This is a genomic window from Scytonema sp. UIC 10036 (assembly GCF_009725235.1).
The window spans coordinates 1-18,394 of record NZ_WJFC01000091.1 but is presented as its reverse complement, the minus strand read 5'-3'; the positions used below and the strand labels follow the sequence as shown (position 1 = coordinate 18,394).

14 protein-coding genes are annotated in these 18,394 nt (G+C 39.4%); 13 read left to right on the top strand and 1 reads right to left on the bottom strand.

Annotated features, from left to right (window positions below):
* Positions 1-20: 20 nt before the first annotated feature.
* The gene (locus F7734_RS60965; RefSeq protein WP_166482304.1) at positions 21-2,606 is read right to left on the bottom strand and encodes a HEAT repeat domain-containing protein; all 2,586 of its coding nucleotides are present in this window, start codon (positions 2,604-2,606) and stop codon (positions 21-23) included.
* Between the two features lie 306 nt (positions 2,607-2,912).
* Here F7734_RS60965 and F7734_RS33420 point away from each other — a divergent pair, with 306 nt between their 5' ends.
* The 13 genes from F7734_RS33420 to F7734_RS33365 all read left to right on the top strand — a co-directional run.
* Positions 2,913-3,053, top strand: coding sequence for a hypothetical protein (locus tag F7734_RS33420; protein ID WP_155748842.1), 141 nt, complete (start codon positions 2,913-2,915; stop codon positions 3,051-3,053).
* Positions 3,054-3,772: 719 nt separating this feature from the next.
* Positions 3,773-3,895 (top strand): hypothetical protein, encoded by a 123-nt coding sequence (locus F7734_RS65580; RefSeq protein WP_279239791.1) that lies wholly within the window; start codon positions 3,773-3,775, stop codon positions 3,893-3,895.
* A gap of 258 nt (positions 3,896-4,153) precedes the next feature.
* On the top strand, positions 4,154-5,473 hold the full coding sequence (locus F7734_RS33415) for an IS4 family transposase (protein WP_155748861.1): 1,320 nt from the start codon (positions 4,154-4,156) through the stop codon (positions 5,471-5,473).
* Between the two features lie 3 nt (positions 5,474-5,476).
* Positions 5,477-6,055, top strand: a complete 579-nt coding sequence (locus tag F7734_RS33410) for a hypothetical protein (protein WP_155748841.1) — start codon at positions 5,477-5,479, stop codon at positions 6,053-6,055.
* Positions 6,056-6,213: 158 nt separating this feature from the next.
* Positions 6,214-7,401: a hypothetical protein gene (locus F7734_RS33405; protein WP_155748840.1), complete on the top strand. Its 1,188-nt coding sequence runs from the start codon at positions 6,214-6,216 to the stop codon at positions 7,399-7,401.
* A 5-nt stretch (positions 7,402-7,406) separates the two neighbouring features.
* Positions 7,407-8,858 (top strand): NB-ARC domain-containing protein, encoded by a 1,452-nt coding sequence (locus F7734_RS33400; protein WP_155748839.1) that lies wholly within the window; start codon positions 7,407-7,409, stop codon positions 8,856-8,858.
* Entirely contained in the window at positions 8,852-10,108 is a 1,257-nt protein-coding gene (locus F7734_RS64120) for a hypothetical protein (RefSeq protein WP_243147226.1), read from the top strand. Before F7734_RS33400 ends, F7734_RS64120 begins: the two co-directional genes overlap by 7 nt.
* Positions 10,109-10,426: 318 nt before the next feature.
* Positions 10,427-10,786, top strand: coding sequence for a hypothetical protein (locus F7734_RS33390; protein ID WP_155748838.1), 360 nt, complete (start codon positions 10,427-10,429; stop codon positions 10,784-10,786).
* Positions 10,787-11,180: 394 nt separating this feature from the next.
* Positions 11,181-12,515: a radical SAM protein gene (locus F7734_RS33385; protein ID WP_155748837.1), complete on the top strand. Its 1,335-nt coding sequence runs from the start codon at positions 11,181-11,183 to the stop codon at positions 12,513-12,515.
* A 267-nt stretch (positions 12,516-12,782) separates the two neighbouring features.
* Positions 12,783-14,849, top strand: a complete 2,067-nt coding sequence (locus F7734_RS33380; RefSeq protein ID WP_155748836.1) for a hypothetical protein — start codon at positions 12,783-12,785, stop codon at positions 14,847-14,849.
* Entirely contained in the window at positions 14,846-16,213 is a 1,368-nt protein-coding gene (locus F7734_RS33375) for a hypothetical protein (protein WP_155748835.1), read from the top strand. The genes F7734_RS33380 and F7734_RS33375 overlap by 4 nt, the downstream gene beginning before the upstream one ends.
* A 9-nt stretch (positions 16,214-16,222) precedes the next feature.
* Positions 16,223-17,737 (top strand): hypothetical protein, encoded by a 1,515-nt coding sequence (locus F7734_RS33370; protein WP_155748834.1) that lies wholly within the window; start codon positions 16,223-16,225, stop codon positions 17,735-17,737.
* Positions 17,738-17,749: 12 nt separating this feature from the next.
* A partial coding sequence (locus tag F7734_RS33365; protein WP_155748833.1) for a hypothetical protein occupies positions 17,750-18,394 on the top strand: 645 nt, incomplete at its 3' end.

Here is an 18,394-nt window from a genome sequence, read left to right as displayed (position 1 = left end):
TTCATTTAATATAGTCATTATTACTTATGCCAGGAGTCCTTAAGGGTGGGAGCGAAGTGTTTGACACAAAAATTGTAAAAAGTATTCAGTTTTGAAATTGGAATTCTCCAATCTTCTGAAATATCTTTCCAAGATTCTCCGGCATCCCGTCGTTTCGCCAATGCTTGAAAGTTTGCTTCTGGATGACCCGGTATGTGTTTGCTTTTAATGTCTTCAAATTGTACTAATGTATCTATAGCATTAGAAGACAATTCTCGCTCCTCTCTTGTGGAAGAGGAAGTGAGATACTTTCTTAGCAGGAAATTTACCCATGTTATTACGTTGTCCTGTTTAGAATCGTCATTACGAATTTTCTGACAAATTTCTGATAAAACTGCATCAAGTGCCCGATTGTAAACATCAGGGGAGACTTTATCTTTCCCATAAAGTCTGCTTGATTTCGTAATTCCATCAATCAGTTTTGTTAAAGCTATCCTTTCCTCCTTACTATGCGGTGGATGAAGTTTTACTTCAAGCAGCAGAGCGTTTAGCTCTTCGCTGTTCTTTGGATTGACTTCCCCGATTTGCCCCAAGAGACTCTTGGTAGCTTGCTCGCGGGTCCACTCATCCTGACTCGTACTTAATAAGTTAGTTAAAGCTTTAATGGCGTCGGAGTTGCCAGCCCCAATTTGCTCTAAGCTCTCGGCAGCTTGCTGAAGAAGCCACGGGTCTTTACTATTAGACAGCAGTTCTAGCAAGGTATTGATAGCGTCTGAGTTTTCTGGGTCGATTCGCCCCAAGCTAGTCGCTGCTTGACAGCGGGTATAGCTATCCTGACTGTTGTGCAGCAGATCGGTTAACCCGTTAACGATCTCCTTGTTATTTGCACCGATTTCACCCAAGAATTTAGCAATTTGCCAACGGGTATCATCTGTATTAGTGTACAGTTGTTTGGTTAATGCATCAATAAAGTTTTCCTTTTGCTGCTTTGGTACATCTTCTCGCTCCAGCCAGAGAAAAATTAGCTCTAGCCACTGCGGCTCAAAAAATAAACGGCGGTTATCTGATTTGAGGAACTCTTTAAAGTCCTGTATAGCTTGGGCTGCGAAGTACTCTTGGAAGGTGGGATGAAAGAAGGCATAAACTTTTTCATCGGGATTTTCTGCCGCAACTCCCACCTGATTCAGCCAACCTAGCTGTAGCGCCAGATGAAACAGGGAACTCTCATCATCGGGTTCGCCTAGTTCCGACGAGATGAAGCGATGCTGCAGTCGAAATTGGGATGATTTTTGGGCGATCGCTCTTCTTGCCAATCGTCCCAGTGCTGCGTTCAATTCCTGGCGTTGAGTCTGGTTGAGCGTCCATCTTTCTTGTTTCCATTCATAGAGTGCTTCAGCAAACTGCTGGTAAAGTGCGACTTTGGTATGGGGTAATTTTCCTTGTCGTCTAGCCCAAGTGCGGCACAATAGTGCTAATCGCAAGGGATTTTTGACCATATCTTTGAGGCGCTCTTGTCCCGGTTGGTCTAACTCGGCTCTTAACTGTTTCCCTAATTCTGGGTTTTCATTGAACCAATGGCGAATAAACTGCCCTACCCGATCTGTTGAAGGAACATCGCCATAACTAAAATTTAAAGTGCGATAGGCATCAAAACTTTCTAAGGCATTCTTACCTGCGTCCCAAACATTTAGCCGACAGGTTAAAACTACTCGCGCTTGGGCGACCCAACCAGTCAACTGGTTTGCAATCTCAGCTAACGGGTTGGCGGTATTTATAATCATTTCATCTAAACCATCCAATAGCAGCCATACCCGACCTTGGTTGAACTGTTGCGAGAGCGCTTCCTGCATGGCTTCCGTAACGCGCACTTTCCGGGTAGCAGTTCTCAACCAATCTTCTAGTAAATAAGCTTCCAAGGTTTTCCCCTGCAAATCTGCCAAGGCGATCCAAATGGCTATGTCCTGCTTGGTGTTTTTGAACACCCAATCTGCAATTTTCTGCAACTGAGTCGTTTTGCCAGCTCCTGGTTCTCCAAGAATGGCTAACCGTCGCCCTTGGCTTATGGGGCTTTGCCTTCGGCGCAGAATTTGCTCAAAAAACTCATCCTGCTGAAACGTTCTTGCTACTTCGTACTGGCGTTCCGGCTGATATAACTGCGACCCTAGCTCTGGAAGAACATTGCCACTACGCCTAGCTTGTTGCTGTCGCTCCACCAATCCCAGAGGGACAAAAATCTCATCTATATTAAATGTCAATCCATCTCTAACGGTTAAAGGATTGGTGGTCAGCCGAGTGCGATCGACAAGCATTTCTTGGGCTAATTGCCGCCAGTCAATGTTAAGGGAGGAAGATAAAGACCTTACAGGTTGTAGACTTTGTCCTTGGTCTTCAGGTTCAGATTCGTTTTGCAACTCGGCAGCTTGCAGCCAGTCTACTCCTACAGCTTTACAAATCGCTACAAAGGTATCTTTATTAATAGGGCGTCCTAGCCAAAACCTCTTCAAGCTAGCTGGTGCAACTTGGGCTGCCTCACGCCATTCCACACTCGCTTTTGTCCAGCCCCGCTTGCGCCTAGCTGCATCTACGAGTTGTAGTCCTTGCTCGGAAGCTTTGAGAGAAACTGCCATTCTTTTTCTTGAGATAGATTATTACTTTAGATAGACGGATAGATATCAAATTTAGTGTGCTAGAGTCAAGGTACTTTTTACTCAGTTTTTATGCACTAACTTTAAACGGCAATGGTCAACCAAGGAGTATACTATACCTGGCGATAATCAGGTAAGATGAGAACACAAAACCGTTAGCACATCAAAACTCACTTTCCAAAGTTAACACAAATTGACAGACACTTTAGTTAGGACTACAGCCAAAAATGCTAAAAAAATGCATAACTTTTGTAAAGACTTGACGTAGTTGAGCATTAAGAGAACTTTATGAACACAGAACAGGTAGGAAAAAAATTTAAAGAGCTACCCTTAAGACGTCGGATGGTACTGGAGAAACTGGTGCAAGATTTCGCAATTAGCGGTGGAGCGTCTAAAATACAGTGGAAGCAAAGAAAGCGATACGGATGAGTGCCGTTAACTTCGCTACCGCACGTTAACCGATGAGCCTTGGGCTGATTATTGCAGAAAGTGCGCTTTTAGCTGCATAGTATCTGTAAGTAACAGATATACGAAATACCGAATTTACAGACTAACAAAGCAACAAAATATTAAAAGTGCGTCTGTTAGCTGCATAATATCTGTCAGTGAGAGCACAGAGTTGCTTCAAATAGCAAAGATTACGAATACCAAAGAATTTGGGTTACATCATAATCTTTTTGATGGAAAGTATGAGTTTTAGTTTTGACATTCCTAAAACAATGATTAGAGGGAGAAATATCAATATTTTCAAATAAAAAACATCTGTAACTCAGTTTCAAATATCTAAAAGTTTGATAGGTAAAAACTCTTGATTTTGAGCCTGTTTTAAATAGGCAACTTTACAGAGATCTTGCTTGAAACTTCTAACGATTAGCAATGTTGATTATTAAATTTTTCAGTATAATTGTTTGAGCTAATTATAGCGATTCCTGTTTTGGTTAAATATACTAGGGCAGGTAGGGATACCCACTCCACAAGAGTTTTATATTTCTCTTTGTACCTCACTCAACTAAGAACCGCTATAAACATATCCTGGAAAAAAACTTATATTTTTAAACACTGAGTAGGAGAATTTTCAAATCTTTTAAAGGCAAAGATTAGCAGTACCTTTAGTATTCCGATCAAAACTGTTATTCTGGGGAATCCTTATGCAGAAACATCCAGTTCTAATTTTAGACGATGATGAGTATTGGTTGGCGCGACATGAACGACGGCTGAGAAATGCTGGTATTGATTGCTATGCCCATTTGCCACAAGTTAAAAGTAAGTAAAATTTGTCAATACGTCTTTGAGTAGAAATAAAGTTAAATAAAAATGATAATCGTGTCGTTGGGGGAAGAGGTGAGCGTTTCTCGCCTCTTCCCCCAACCCTTTATTTGATTATCATTATTGATAATTCTTCCGGCAATATTTGCCAATCTAAAAAATCATGTGAAACTCAGTTAAGACAAGTAATTGAGTGATTGTAGAAAACCATGAGCCAAAGCCGAAAGACCAATCGAGATCACGCAAAAAAGACACAACGACCAATGGTGCAAGATGAGGTAATTGCCCAGCAGCTAGAAGCGTTACTTACTCCAGCCATCACCGCACAAGAAAATTACTATCGTCAATTGAGTTTAAGAGACAGAATTCTCAACTTACCGTTTATGGTAGCTGCGGTGCTAACTTTACTGTGGCGAGACGTAGCGGGAGTCACAGAACTGACAAGAATGTTAGCTAGAGAAGGTTTTTTGTGGTGTAGTCCCAAGACTGTTAGTCAACAAGCAATATCCCAACGGTTTTTAACATTTCCTGCTCAATTATTCGAGAAAGTTTTTAAGGATTTATTGCCAGATTTAAAAGCAGCTTGGTATACCAGAAATAGCCGTCCAATTCCTGAAAGTATTCAATTTACCCTGTCTAAGTTTCAGAAGATTTGGATAGTAGACTGTTCAACTTTAGAAGCGTTATTTTGTAAGCTCAAAAGCCTAGACAATGTTCCCAAAGGGCAACTAGCAGGAAAAATGGGAACAGTAATAGATTTAATGACCAGATTACCCATCGAGGTTTGGTTTAATGAAAATCCGAGAGCTTCTGATATTAAACTTGAGTCAAATATTTTAAATTTAGTTACAGCCAAGACGTTACTGTTACTGGATAGAGGATTTTATCATTTTAGCTTTTGGCTACAATTAATTGAACAAGAAGTTCACTTTATTACTCGTTTGAAAAAGGGAGCATCAATTAAGGTTGAGCAAGTGTTTACGGATAGTTATGCTCTCAAAGACCGTTTGATACGTTTGGGGTCTGGCACGAAAACAACTCCATTTATTACCTTACGTCTGGTTGAAGTTCGTTCAGAGAAAGCTTGGCATTCTTATTTAACTAGCGTACTTGACCCTACTGTTTTACCTCCCTACGTCGTGGCAGATTTATATCGACGAAGATGGAGAATTGAAGATGCTTTTAATACTGTCAAACGTCTCTTAGGTTTAAGTTATTTATGGACTGGTTCTCTTAACGGTATTCAGTTGCAAATTTGGGGTACTTGGTTATTTTATGCTGTGTTAGTTGATTTAGGCGATGCTGTAGCTGACGAGCTAGAGTTACCCTTTGACCAAATTTCTTTAGAGATGATTTATCGCGGTCTTTATCATTTTTACGTTGCTTATCAAAAAGGTAAGGCTACTGACCCAGTTAAATATTTTGCTTCCCCGGAAAATCAAGATTTGGGGATTGTTAAACGACAACGAAAACCAAATATTAAGTTAATCATTGCATCCTTTCCTGAAAAACAGCGAGGCACTGACCAATTTTTCTTCCAAGCTTCTTCTAAAAGCCCCTTGACAACTGCCTTGCAGCCTTAACTTGTGACAAATGGCTATGCCACTCAAGATTCACGTGAAGCTATTGAGTTTGCAATTGAACACCAAATTAAAATTGCTCTCATTGATGAAATTTTGTTTGTCCCCCCTATTTCTAATTCTCAAGAAGGAGAACTTCAACGCTGGCAAGGAAAAGGAGTGATTCGCAAGATTGTAGAAGCTGGGCTAGTTGATACTCGTTTCATATTCATCACTGCTGCACCAGCTAAACGTAGTGGTTGGAACACGTCAGCATTTTTACAAGAAGTATTTTTGCAAGAAGTTACAACTTTAAGGATTCCGGGTGTTATGAACATTATTAACAAGTCAGAAATTGAATCCAATCCAGAAGATTCATATGCTCACCTAATTGATTTTATTAGGAGGGTTAACAGAGACACTGAAAACTCGGTTCAGCTTGTACAGACAGAATCTTGGTTGAGTAATCTTCACAAGCAGTTAGCTCTGATTCGCATTAATATAAGTTTTGCATTAATCAATGTGAATATAGGAGCGATAAACGCCAACAGTAAAGTCCAGGGAAATCAAATTGGAAGCCAGCATAATCAATTAGGAGAAGAGTAAACCAACAGATAAGCCACTTTAAGAAGAAAAAATGGTGTACTCATGTTGGTTTCAAAGTCTTGAATTTTCTCTTTTATTGTATGGTAGTTTATCCTAACCCTGGAGTGCTAATATTCAGTTAAGCTGTTATTAAATAATTTCAATATGTTTAAAAGGCAATGACAACTGTAATATTTATACATGGTACAGGAGTGCGAGGGCGCGAATACGAGGAAACCTTTAAAACAATAGAGAAAAAAATTTACGCAGAACGTCCTGATGTTAAGATTGAACGCTGTCTTTGGGGTGACAAATTAGGGACAAGTTTACTTGCTTCTGGCGCATCTATTCCCAGGTATGACGAAACCCTAGCGCTTGATGAGGAAGAGGAAGAGGACAAAGAAATTCTTCGATGGAAGCAATTATATTGCGACCCGTTGTATGAATTGCGGTTGCTGTTACTCAAACCGGGCGAAGAAAGAAGTGATAACCCTTTTGCAGAAAGTCCACTAGATGAACTCCGTTCTCGTGTTGATAACTTTACCCCGTCAGACAAACTGCAAGCCAAGTTAGCCGAAGCGGGAATCACAGAGGTGTTTGGTGAAGCGCGAGAAGCAGTGATACGATCTAATGCTTATAACGAAGCATGGGACAATGTATCGGCAGAATCTTTAGGTGAATATAGCAATGTCATCTCTAGAGCGATCGCAGCTCAAGCAATGCTAATTTGCTATCAGCAAGAAAAATATGCGCCCGTACTTACCAACGCAAAATTGCGAGATCAACTTGTGGAGTTACTCAGTTTGGATTTGGCTGAAGCTGAGCTGGGATTAGGTGATTGGGCATTGGAACAAATTGCTAGACTAGCGCTACCTATAGGAACAAATTATGTGGTAGGAAAACGTGGGGCTGTAACAAATAAAATTTCGCCCATGCCCTGTGACATTCTACTGTATCAAGCGCGAGGTGGAAAAATCCGCGATTTTATCAGAGAAACAATCGCAGAAGCAGAACCACCAGTTGTATTACTTGCTCATAGCTTAGGTGGTATCGCTTGCGTAGATTTACTAGTAGAACAGTCTTTACCTAAAGTCGCACATTTGGTGACAGTTGGTTCCCAAGTACCATTTCTATATGAGATTAACGCCCTTTGTAGTTTAGAATTTGGTCAACCACTGCCAGAACACTTTCCAGAATGGTTAAACATCTACGATTTAAGGGATTTCCTTAGTTATAAAGGAAGTCAAATCTTTCCCAAAGTTAGGGACGAATTGGTCAATAGCAAACAGCCATTTCCACGTTCCCACAGTGCATACTGGGAGCAGGACAAAACTTGGGAATATATCATGGAGATTCTCCCGAGGTAGCAATAATGACGGAAATAACCGCCAAACCAGAGCGAACATTCGGGCTAATTGTAGGTATTGAAAGGTATCAAAATTCAACTTGGAACGTCAAAGGTGGGGGACCAGTCAACGATGCTCTTAAGTTCGCTGAGTGGCTGTGTTACAAGCGGGGTGTACCTCAGGAAAATATTAGGCTGTGTTTGTCGCCAGTAGAAGAAAATCAGGAACTGGTGAGACAATGCCAGTTACCAGTAGCAGGAGCTACCTTACCAAATCTTGACGACATCATTAATAATTTTCTTTTGCGACAGTCAGGAGATTTACTTTTTATTTTTTGGGCAGGACATGGTTTAATTACATCAGAACGCGATCGCAGATTACTTTGTGCTGATGCCACCTATCAAAATTGGCAGAATATAGATTTAAACACACTACTACAGTTGTTAAATTCAGATTGGTTTGAAATTCGCAATCATATTTGTCTTCTTGATGCTTGTGCCAATTGTTACCTTGACCTTCCTAAAAGACCAACTCACCTAGGTGGTAAAATATTTAATAGCGGTAAACCTAGGCAAGACAGTCAACAATTTATCTTGCTTGCTACTAGAGATGGAGAAAAAGCCAAAGTCAGTCCTCAGAAAACAGGATACTTTTCCCAAGCAGTGCGGGAAGCTTTAGAACAAGCACCTGCGGAGATTTTTCCACCGAATATGAAAGACGTTGCAGAACAAGTCAAACAGCGTCTGGAAGGGTTAGAGAAAAAACAACTTCCGACCTATTGGTATTATCGCAGTTGGAATGGAGACAAAGAAGAACAACATTTCAATCCCTTTGACATACCGCACAATATTCCTCCAAGCAATGCCAAAATATTCGTTGGTAGAGAGAAACAGCTAGAACAATTACATCAGCTATTGCACGAGAAGGGTATTGGGGCGATTACCGATGTCACTGGCGAGGGAGGAGTGGGTAAAACAGAATTAGCGATTCGCTACTCTTTGGAGAACTTAGAAAATTATGACGGTGGGTGCTGTTGGTTGAACGTCGTCAAAGCAACTGAAATAGGAACGCAGTTGACAGAGTTTGGCAGAATCCATTTCCCTAACTTCAATCCCTCAGGACTCAGCCTTGACGGTCAAATTCAGTATTGTTGGAAAAACTGGCGATCGGGTAAGGTATTACTAGTGTTTGATAATGTCACAGACTGGGAGGAAATTAAAGACTATCTACCACCACACGGTTCTCAGTTTAAGGTATTAATCACCACTCGCCAACAAACTTTACCATGTTCCTCACTTGCGTTAGGTGAATTATCACCAGATGCAGCGTTAGAATTATTAAAAGAGTTATTGGGAGAGGAGCGGGTTAAACAAGATCCAGAGTCAGCAAAAATACTTTGTAAACATGTGGGCTACATACCTTTTGGAATATACCAAATAGCAGCTATTGCCCGAAAGCCAAGGGGAGTACTATGCTAGCAGACATCCTCGCACAGTTACAGCAAAAGCAAGCTTCCGTTGGCGAATCTGGTGTAACAGCAGCCTTTGAACTCAACTGGGAATGTTTAGAACCAGAGGCGCAAAAGTTGGCTTGTCTATTGAGTTTGTTTGCCCTAGCTCCTATCCTTTGGTCTTTGGTAGAATTAGCAGCAAGCGCTAGCGATTTGGAATTGGACATCAAAGCAAGCTGCACTATCTTAGTTCAGCGATACTTGCTGCAACAATTAGCTTCAGACACTTACCAAATTCACGAACGCATTCGGGAATTACTGCGCCTCAAACTAGAAGATTTAGAGGAAGCCTCAAAACTCAAGCGCGGCTTTTGTCAAGCAATGGTAGCAGTAGCGCGAGATATTCCTCCGACACCCAATCAGATACAGATTGCTAAAGCTAGCCTTGCCATTCCTCACCTTACCGAAGCTGCTACAGCTTATCAAGATTGGTTAAGCGATGAAGAATTAACCTCGGTTTTTGTTGGTTTAGATAAATTTTATAAAGAACCTCCAGTTCTAATTTTAGATGATGATGAATACTGGCTAGCTCAACATGAACGACGGTTAAGAAATGCTGGCATTAATTGCTACGCCACTCAAGATTCATCTGAAGCGATTAAGTTTGCGCTCAAAAACAAAATTAAAATTGCTCTCATTGATGAAATTTTGTTTATCCCCCCTATTTCTAATTCTCAAGAAGGAGAACTTCAACGTTGGCAAGGAAAGGGCGTGATTCGAGAGATTGTGAGAAATTGGAGCGTTTTAGACTTTCAAAACTTAAAACGTCGGCAAAGAAATGGCGTGATTCGAGAGATTGTGAGAGCTGGCTTAATCGATACTCATTTTATATTCATCACTGCTGCACCTGCCAAACGTAGTGGCTGGAACACGCCAGCATTTTTACAAGAAGTATTTTGGCAAGAAGTTACATCCTTGAGAAAGATTTTGGGTGTTAACGTTATTAACAAGTCAGAAATTGAATCCAATCCAGAAGATTCATATGCTCACCTAATTGATATTATTAAGAGGGTTAAGAGAACTAAAGACCCAGTTCAGCTTGTACAGAGAGAATCTTGGATGAGTAATCTTCGCAAGCTGTTAGCTCTTATTCGCATTAATATAAGTTTTGCATTTATGAATGTGAATATAGGAGCGATAAACGTTAGCAGTAAAACCCAGGGAAATCAAATTGGAAGTCAGCATAATCGGTTAGGAGATGAGGAAACCAACAAATAAGCCACTTTAAGAAGAAAAAAATGGTGTACCTAAGTACCTAAATTGGTTTCAAAGTCTTAAATTTTCTCTCTTATTGCATGGTGGTTTATCTTATGTCCTTATAAGTATACTCTGCAAACAAATAACCACTGTATGCCTGCGCTTCTATAAAAGAAAAAACTTGTAACTCATTTACAAGCTTTTGATAGGGGTAAAAAAGCTGAAGGTTGGATGAGATAAAGATTTGATAAGCGAAGCCCGAACAAAGAACTTTAATTGTAACTCTTATTAATTATTGGATGACTAAAAGTTTGTAGTGATTTTTTAGGAGAAACATTTATGTCTGGAACCAGTTGGAATTTAAATAATTTAGGTGGATTGAACGTTCGTAGTATTGTTAACGGCGATCAAATTGGAAACCAGTATAACTACTCTCAAAAGCAAAACTTGATAGAAGCTGCTTCAGAAATTCAGAAACTTCTAGATAACCTTTCTCAAAAGTACCCAGTGACAACTGATGCTCAAAAGCAAGTGATTGCTGCTGAGTTCAAAAAAGAAGTTGACCAGAAACCAGAGCTTCGAGCTAGGATTATTGCTGCATTACAATCGGGTGGCGCAGAAACTTTAAAACAACTTTGCAACCATCCTGCAGCAGAAATTGCGATCGCTGCTTATGAAGGGTGGCGCAACCCTCAGTAGCTGTTATTTCACTGGATAATATTCCAAAAACGCAAAATCGATGGTTACAAGTACCAATTATCAACTTAGAATTTTAGCAATTTTGGAATACGTCTTACTCCTGTAAAGGCAAGTCTACGAGGCGTTATCTACAGATAAAGTGCTTGTAACTGGGTTACAAGCATTCTTATTGGTAATAGCTTTGAATGCAGGATAGTGTGAGCATTTGACCGAAATCCTGTGGGATTAGGCTGTTTTAGTAACTCATTTCATTGTTGACTAAATTCTTACTAAATTGACTAAATAATTAATAAATTTGCTATTAGTAAGCCAAATTGGCAGTTAGTAAATGTAGTTTATTTTAACAATGAAGGAGGAAAAATAAACAACCTATATCAAGGAGGTCTATGTTTTCATGTCATTAGCAGCTAGTAAAGGTGGAATATATGCCAAGTATAGTGACCCTATTGGTTATGATATTAGTATTGTCAGACAGTGGTTGGCTTTAGGTCGCAAACAAATGACTGGCGATCGGCTGTATCAAGATTTAGTTCTCAACTCACATCCCGTGCAGGTGGAACTAGGTATAGGCAATACGTGCGGGCTGGAATGTCAGCATTGCTTTTTGGGATACGATAGTGGAGCCATGATTAGCCCGTTGATTCCTATGTCTGTATTGCTGAATGCAGTGACAGACATGGTTGAAAAACTTGGTACGCGGACGATCGCGATCGTAGATAGAGATGCTCTAACACCCAAGCGGTCTATACCATTCTTTGAACATACAGCAAAGCTCCGCGAAAAATATCCTGAAATAAAATTTGGAGGTGTCACCAACGGATTAGCGATCGACGGATATGCTGATGATTTAGAACGAATTAGATTAGATTACTTGGATATTTCAATAGAGGGTTTGCGTAATGAACACGATAAAATTCGAGGAAAAGGTAATTTTGATTTAGTGTTGAAAAACTTAAGAATTGCCATAAAACGACAGCTAGCAGAAAGGGTAATCGTTGCGGCTACACTCCATCGCTTTAATGATGATTCAATTATTCGTATGATTCATCAATTTATTCTTGAAGAAGGAGTGCAATGGTTTGATATTGGTCTTTTGATGGCAGTCAAAATGCAGCAATATCAGCTACAACAGAGGGATATAGTAGAGTTTTTAGATAGCTTATCTCAATCGCTTGTCCCAGTAAAAGTTTCACAGCCAGTGACCATTTTAGTTGAGATTTGTGCCTACTGTGCTGCTTTTATTCCTGCACTGATAGATAGTGGTTGGTTAATTCCAGAACAAATTCGACAGGACAAATACGGTCATCTGTATCAAAACGTTAGTGTCAATGATTCTATAACCATCACTCTCCGTCCAGAGCTCATCCCTGAATACTGGCGACATACCTTGCGAATTTCATCGGACGGTTACGTAGTTGGAGGATGTGAACCTCTAACCCAAAAAGATTACACTAAGCTAGCTGTAGGTAATATCCAGATAGAATCCATCCAGGAGATTTACCGCAAAGCATTATTACCAGAGTCGCCTTTCTATCATTCCATGGTTGCTTACAGTAACTCAGAATGCCGCCAGAAAGTTTGTTTTGCTTACTGTCTGGGTGGTGATTCTCTCTTGGCTAAGTCAGTTTATGGCAATTACAACTGCAAAGATCCTAACTGCGTTTGGAACGAGTATAAATTTCAAAACGCATCTATGTATGTAAACGGCTCTAGTCTTTCTAGAGGTTGAATTAACAGCAAAGTTACTGCGTGTAGAGTTAAGTCTAGAATTTATAAATTTAACATATATGCGCTCGCCACTGACTCTAGCAACAGTGGCAACTTTGCCTCAATAAAGCTACTCAAAGCTAAAGAAAGTATAAATTTATCATTGCTTCATAATTGAAAGATTTACAATCTTAACTAAATATGCTAGACGGGTAAACGTGTGATGACCTCCAACCCATACTTTGTAAGCTATGTTGAGAGGGTTCAAGAATCCTTAGCGGTTTTCTCCATGAGTGACACAGACGCCGCAAATTATGTAACCTTGAGCGAACCCAGTAAGACTTACAAACCAAAATTTCTAATATTTGAAACTTTATTTAATTGTAGATGTGAAGAAAACGGGAAAACTATTATAAGAAGAAGATTTGACCCACAGGTTTCTGATAAACTGCTGGACGCTTACCAACCAGAGTCATTTTTGGAAGACTTAAAAAGATTATACGAAAATGCAGAATACCTTAGTTTGGACTGGCAATCAGTCAGGTGGGCAAGTCGGGAATCAGATAAACTGGGTTTGTCAGACTTAGGAACGGAGATGAAGCTTCTTTCAGAAATTTATGACACAAAAGTACAGCATTTAAAGCCTGGAGAACTTCCTTCTGATAAAGACTTGCAAGAGATTGAAAGAATTATTAGAAAATTAATCCAAAGATATGAAGTAGAGTATATTCCGACCAACTTTGGAGCTAGTGCCATTATCTATGAAGCTTGGAAGTTAGGAAAGTTATTTCCTTTAGGAGACCCGCAAGAAGATAGAGAACGTTTCTTCAGAGTTATCAATGGATTATTTATTCAAGAAAAGAGTATACGTACCAACAACCTATTGTTGGAAATATCTCAAAATTTAGGTTTAGACCATCTAGCAGAATTAGAAATCAGTCAGTTAAAAAATGGCAAAACTTGGACTAGAAAATTATCTGACGATCCCCATCATCGCTGGTTTGCTTGTGTAGAACAGTCTTTAGTCCATAAAATTAAATACAGTAACTATCAACGTCAAGATATTTCAGATAGATACTTGATACATTACCCATTAGTAATTGATACTTATTGGTTTGCAGGCTTTGCCTACCTATATGCTAAAGACGATAGCAGAACGGTAGCGAATCCGCTACAGAAAAAGCCTGAAATTTTTGATAAGAAGAAGTATTGCAAAATTTACAATGTTATTCAAACAGTTTCAGAAACTTTAAAATTCTCCTTGAGGTTTGATGCCTTATCAAGAGTAGAAGAGAGACTCAAACAGCAATTGAGTTTTGAGGATTTATTTTTAGAAACTGTAAAAGATTATTTTGTTTGCTTCAATGTTTCTAAAACAGGAGAAAAAGCTAATACGTCAGCTACAAGTAACACATTGGTTTATCGCAAATACGGTATTGATATTTATGCTCCAGAATGGCTGTCAAACAAACATAAAGAATTAATTCGTCAAGAATTAGATGGCGAGATGCAAATAGTAGGCGTTCGGATTCCTGGTTTGTACGAAGAACTACAAGCCAAGAAACATGAGACAGAAAAAATTCAGATGCGGGGTAGAGAAGAACAATCACGTCAAATAGCGCATCAAGCAGCAGGGCTAGTTGCTGAAGTTTGGGATGACCCCGTGAGGAGACAATTAGAGCAAAGAAAAAAAGCATCTCTTTGGCAGCTTAAATCTTTAGTTGATGTTTGGGGGAATTTTAACCTCAACCCAAATAAAAATATTTCTGAAGACCCAGAACCTGATTTTCCTGAATGGGAAACCCTAACAGACAAACGGGTATTTCAGGAACTGATTGATATTAGCTTATGTCATGCACTGAGACGTGCAACTTATACTCGAACCTCAGAAGAGATAACTGACGTTGAGACACAAGAAGCTGATAGGAATACAGTTGATAGAGCCATAGAAATATTGATGAATTCAGAAGAGCCAACAGCTGTATTTAGAGATGAAGTGTTTGGAGCTTCTACAGAAGAAGCAATTGAATGGATAGACAGAGAGTGTCCGTCTTGGCTGAGATGCCGAGGTTTTGCTATCTGTTTTCATCATTGTTTTTGGCAAGCCGCATATCACGCCTTTCGTGCTAAATATGCCGCTCAACCCAGCCCTTATCTTCGCGTTCAGGTGAATCAAAAACAAGTGATAATTAAGAATAGAAAAGAATTCAACAAAATGCCTTATGGAGAACAACCAAGAGATGCGATATTTTTTAAGTCTTTAACTAAGCGTATGCAGGGGGTTTTTGAGATTGCTGGACCTGAGATGAAAGATGGTTTCTGGCACACAATTATTACCAGGAATGAGCCTTTATGAAAAAACTGGAAAGATACAATTACGAAAATAAGTGGTTAGGATACGTTTGGAAGCAAGATAGCGGTCAGAAAGTTATTGTTGTTGTTGATGACTGTTTTAAACTAGCTGTATCTGATAATCCTCCTAATGCACACGGTTATGGTCTGAAAGTTATTTTCGATAAGGTTAGTCTTTTGAATGACACACTAGGTATCGGTTTTTTTGACTTGCCTCAATCATGTCAAAAACAAGATATCGAGTTAATTGTTGATGCTATAAAATCCTGGATAGATGAGTTAAAAGACCGAAACATCAAGCTGTACTTATTAGTAGATTATTTTCACGGTCTGCAAACTCTGGAAAGTAAAGCACACGGTCTAGAATTTGTCAATTACTGGCAAGAACACCGACCTTTACCAACTGAAAAAATCGCTCATCTAAGTATAGGTGGTGCAGATTTACGTAACCCTCATAAGTTAGAGTGTTTTCAAAAAACACACATTCATGATTGCAAACAAGATTATAAGCTATTACCTGAAGAATTTTTGAATTGGTTGGATGTTGACGAACATCCTCTTTGCAGGTTGTGGCGCTACTCAGACAGATGGTTTTCAAGCGATAGCGATACAGTCTTAGTTAAGCATAACTTTTCAGAAGTTAGTCAATTTCTCTATGACACTACAGATAGTGATAATACTTTCCTAGCTGCTGAATACAAAAGAAAAATTTCGGCTGCTTTAGGTGTCAACTTACCTGATACATGGTGGGACAATGAAGAGTCAGCTAACAATATCCATGAGTCTCTAAAGTGCCTTTGTGGTGAGTTTTTCTGCGGTCAAAATTATAGTAATGCCAAGCGACATCTTTCTGTTGGCGCTGCTTATCTAATAGCCTTAATGGCTTATCAAAAAGTTTACAATAATGTCAATCTATTTACGAACGATGCCGAAACTTGGGTGGAAGCAAAGCAAGCAACAAGTCCAATTTTTGCTCTACAGGATAAAGCAACGGCACGTGCTTCAGCTATAGCTCTTTATGATTTTTTTATTTGTTTATTTACTCCTCGAAATGAGGAAAATTCTCGTCAGAATAAATCCGGAAAGTCTCAAGTCAAAAGTGTATATTTCTATGAGTCAGGCAAAACATTGAAATTTCAACTTAGTTGGGATACTCGGTATCCATCCTCAGATCGTCAAGAATCTTTAGCTCAAACTATTTCTACAATATTTAAGCAAGAGACGATCGCCATTCCCAAGTCTGCTGAAAACACGAGAAGTGCCATTTTACGTCTATGGCGTCAAATGGCAATAAGTGAAAGTGGATTTATGGGTCCGGGAGTTATCTACATGGAAGGAGACACATTAATAGTTGCATCAAGAAAGTAAAAGGAAAATATGAATACGACACAATCATCAAATCAACCTTATCTCACTGTATGTGTTATTTGCAGAGATGGTAGAAGTTCTCTCTGGACACAAGTTTTAATCAATTATTTTGCTGAGGTATATGTCATTGTATCAAGTAGTGATTACAGGAAATTTACTATCAGCGATACAGAAGGAGTGATTATTCCTGAAAGGAAATTACCTTCTTCTTTTAATGCTATCTTTTTTCATTCTAGTGATGAATATATTTGGCGCGATAGTCATGTAACTTCTGACTGTGTTTTTGAATTCAATACCCCCGGAACTCCTGCTGCTAAAAAAGGTATACTTCCAATATTACGGCAAACTTCACCTAATTTTGCAATTGAATCCAAAGATGTTGAGGAAATAGTTAATTATTTAATTGGAGAGAGAGAAAGTTTACCCTCTGTCTGCTATCAATCTCTTGAATTTTTGCCTGCTTTATCACTACTATGTCAGGCTTACATATCAATCTATTTTAAAGATAAAAAAGTTTGGCATTCCTCTTGGTGGCTCAAAGCCTTGGGAATCTCAAAAGGCGATCGACAACAGTATCACTATCTTGAAGAATTCTTGAAGAATGAGTGGATGATAGCAGGTATAAAAAATGGTTCTAGATCTGCTGTTGATACTTTAATGAAAGATATTTTTAACAGTCCTTCATCTTTGCTTTCTGAGGGGTCGATAACACCACAGACAGTAACATCTGCATATAAAATTATAGTGGATAAACTAGGGTTACAACCAATCAATTTAGTGGCAGATTCAATTCAAACACCATTTTCCTTGATTGTAGCCATCAAAGGTAGTTTGATTAGTACTTCTGTAACAGCTGCTTTATCTACATTCCTCGGCATACCGCAACTCTTTATTGAAGAAAACGAGCATCGGCACAATTTGAAATTCCTCAAGCAAGCTATCTTTGTCATTCCCGAAAACCAAATAGCACTCTTACCAAAACTTCGTCTGAAAGGTTTTAATGGAGCCGTTTTAGTATTATCTTCCATCCCCTTCTCTACTTTAAAACAGCAGCACCGAGTTTTGCGCTTTGGACAGGGTGCCCATGATAGCTGTGAAACTCCTTGGATGCTTTCTACATTGCTGGAGAAGATAAAAGAACTCGTGCCTTTAGAACCAGAAAATTTGAAATTGTTACATAAGGAGCTAAGGGCATCTCAAAAGCTTTGCGACCAACAAATCACATCATGTCTTGAAGGTATTAAGGATCTCAAAAAGTCACCCCAGGAAGATAGCGAAAGAATACAAGAGATAGAAAAAACTGTGGAAAAGTTGCGAGCAGATGCGCGTGTCGCCTGTCATACAGTTGTAACTATCGATCGCGAGAGTCGGCAACTGCAACAGCATTTTCAAGTAGCACTAGATGAAATTAATATTTATGATAATGAGCAACGCCAAAAAGCAATTAACCGATTGGAAGAAGCTTTCAATCATTTGAAAGACCTCTTGCAATCTACTGGTGAAAAATATTTTCCGTCTTTTTAGGAGGAAGAGTGTGTGACTGACTTTAGTGTCCTAGTGCTAGATGATGAAGAAACTTGGCTTGCACGGCACGAACGCCGTCTAAGACAAGCTATGCTTCTATGCCATGCAACTCAAGATGCAAAAGAAGCTATTAAGATTGCTAAAACAAACCCATCAGTCAAATTTGCACTTATCGATGAAATCCTCTATGTCACACCAATTCCCGTAGTCGAGGAACAACGGGAATTGCAGAGGTGGCAAGGTAGCGGTGTGATCCGAGAGATTGTTGCTCAACGCTCTGATATCCAGATTATTGTGGTTACGGCTGCACCTGTATCTCGTAGCGAAGGTAATAACCAGTTATTTAGACGGGAAACAGCAAAACTGCGGCGGCAAAAGGGAGTTATTGATATTATCCACAAATCAGATATTGAAGAAGACCCAGAAGGTTCCTATCAATGGCTAATAGATTTACTTAAAAAACCACCCCTCTCTGTCAAAGCCGATGTAGTCACGCCAAAAGTTGTCATTGGCTTGGGTTATACAAAAGAAGTACACAAGGCTATGGCTGAACAGATGGGTATAGCCAGGAAGCAATTTCTCATTTGTCACAAGTTAAGGCTGCAAGGCAGTTGTCAAGGGGCTTTTAGAAGAAGCTTGGAAGAAAAATTGGTCAGT

Excerpts from the sequence above, each read along its gene's own strand:
- F7734_RS60965 (WP_166482304.1), bottom strand. The coding sequence starts at position 2,606 with ATGGCAGTTTCTCTCAAAGCTTCCGAGCAAGGACTACAACTCGTAGAT.
- F7734_RS33420 (WP_155748842.1), top strand. The coding sequence starts at position 2,913 with ATGAACACAGAACAGGTAGGAAAAAAATTTAAAGAGCTACCCTTAAGA.
- F7734_RS65580 (WP_279239791.1), top strand. The coding sequence starts at position 3,773 with ATGCAGAAACATCCAGTTCTAATTTTAGACGATGATGAGTATTGGTTG.
- F7734_RS33415 (WP_155748861.1), top strand. The coding sequence starts at position 4,154 with ATGGTGCAAGATGAGGTAATTGCCCAGCAGCTAGAAGCGTTACTTACT.
- F7734_RS33405 (WP_155748840.1), top strand. The coding sequence starts at position 6,214 with ATGACAACTGTAATATTTATACATGGTACAGGAGTGCGAGGGCGCGAA.
- F7734_RS33400 (WP_155748839.1), top strand. The coding sequence starts at position 7,407 with ATGACGGAAATAACCGCCAAACCAGAGCGAACATTCGGGCTAATTGTA.
- F7734_RS64120 (WP_243147226.1), top strand. The coding sequence starts at position 8,852 with ATGCTAGCAGACATCCTCGCACAGTTACAGCAAAAGCAAGCTTCCGTT.
- F7734_RS33390 (WP_155748838.1), top strand. The coding sequence starts at position 10,427 with ATGTCTGGAACCAGTTGGAATTTAAATAATTTAGGTGGATTGAACGTT.
- F7734_RS33385 (WP_155748837.1), top strand. The coding sequence starts at position 11,181 with ATGTCATTAGCAGCTAGTAAAGGTGGAATATATGCCAAGTATAGTGAC.
- F7734_RS33380 (WP_155748836.1), top strand. The coding sequence starts at position 12,783 with ATGAGTGACACAGACGCCGCAAATTATGTAACCTTGAGCGAACCCAGT.
- F7734_RS33375 (WP_155748835.1), top strand. The coding sequence starts at position 14,846 with ATGAAAAAACTGGAAAGATACAATTACGAAAATAAGTGGTTAGGATAC.
- F7734_RS33370 (WP_155748834.1), top strand. The coding sequence starts at position 16,223 with ATGAATACGACACAATCATCAAATCAACCTTATCTCACTGTATGTGTT.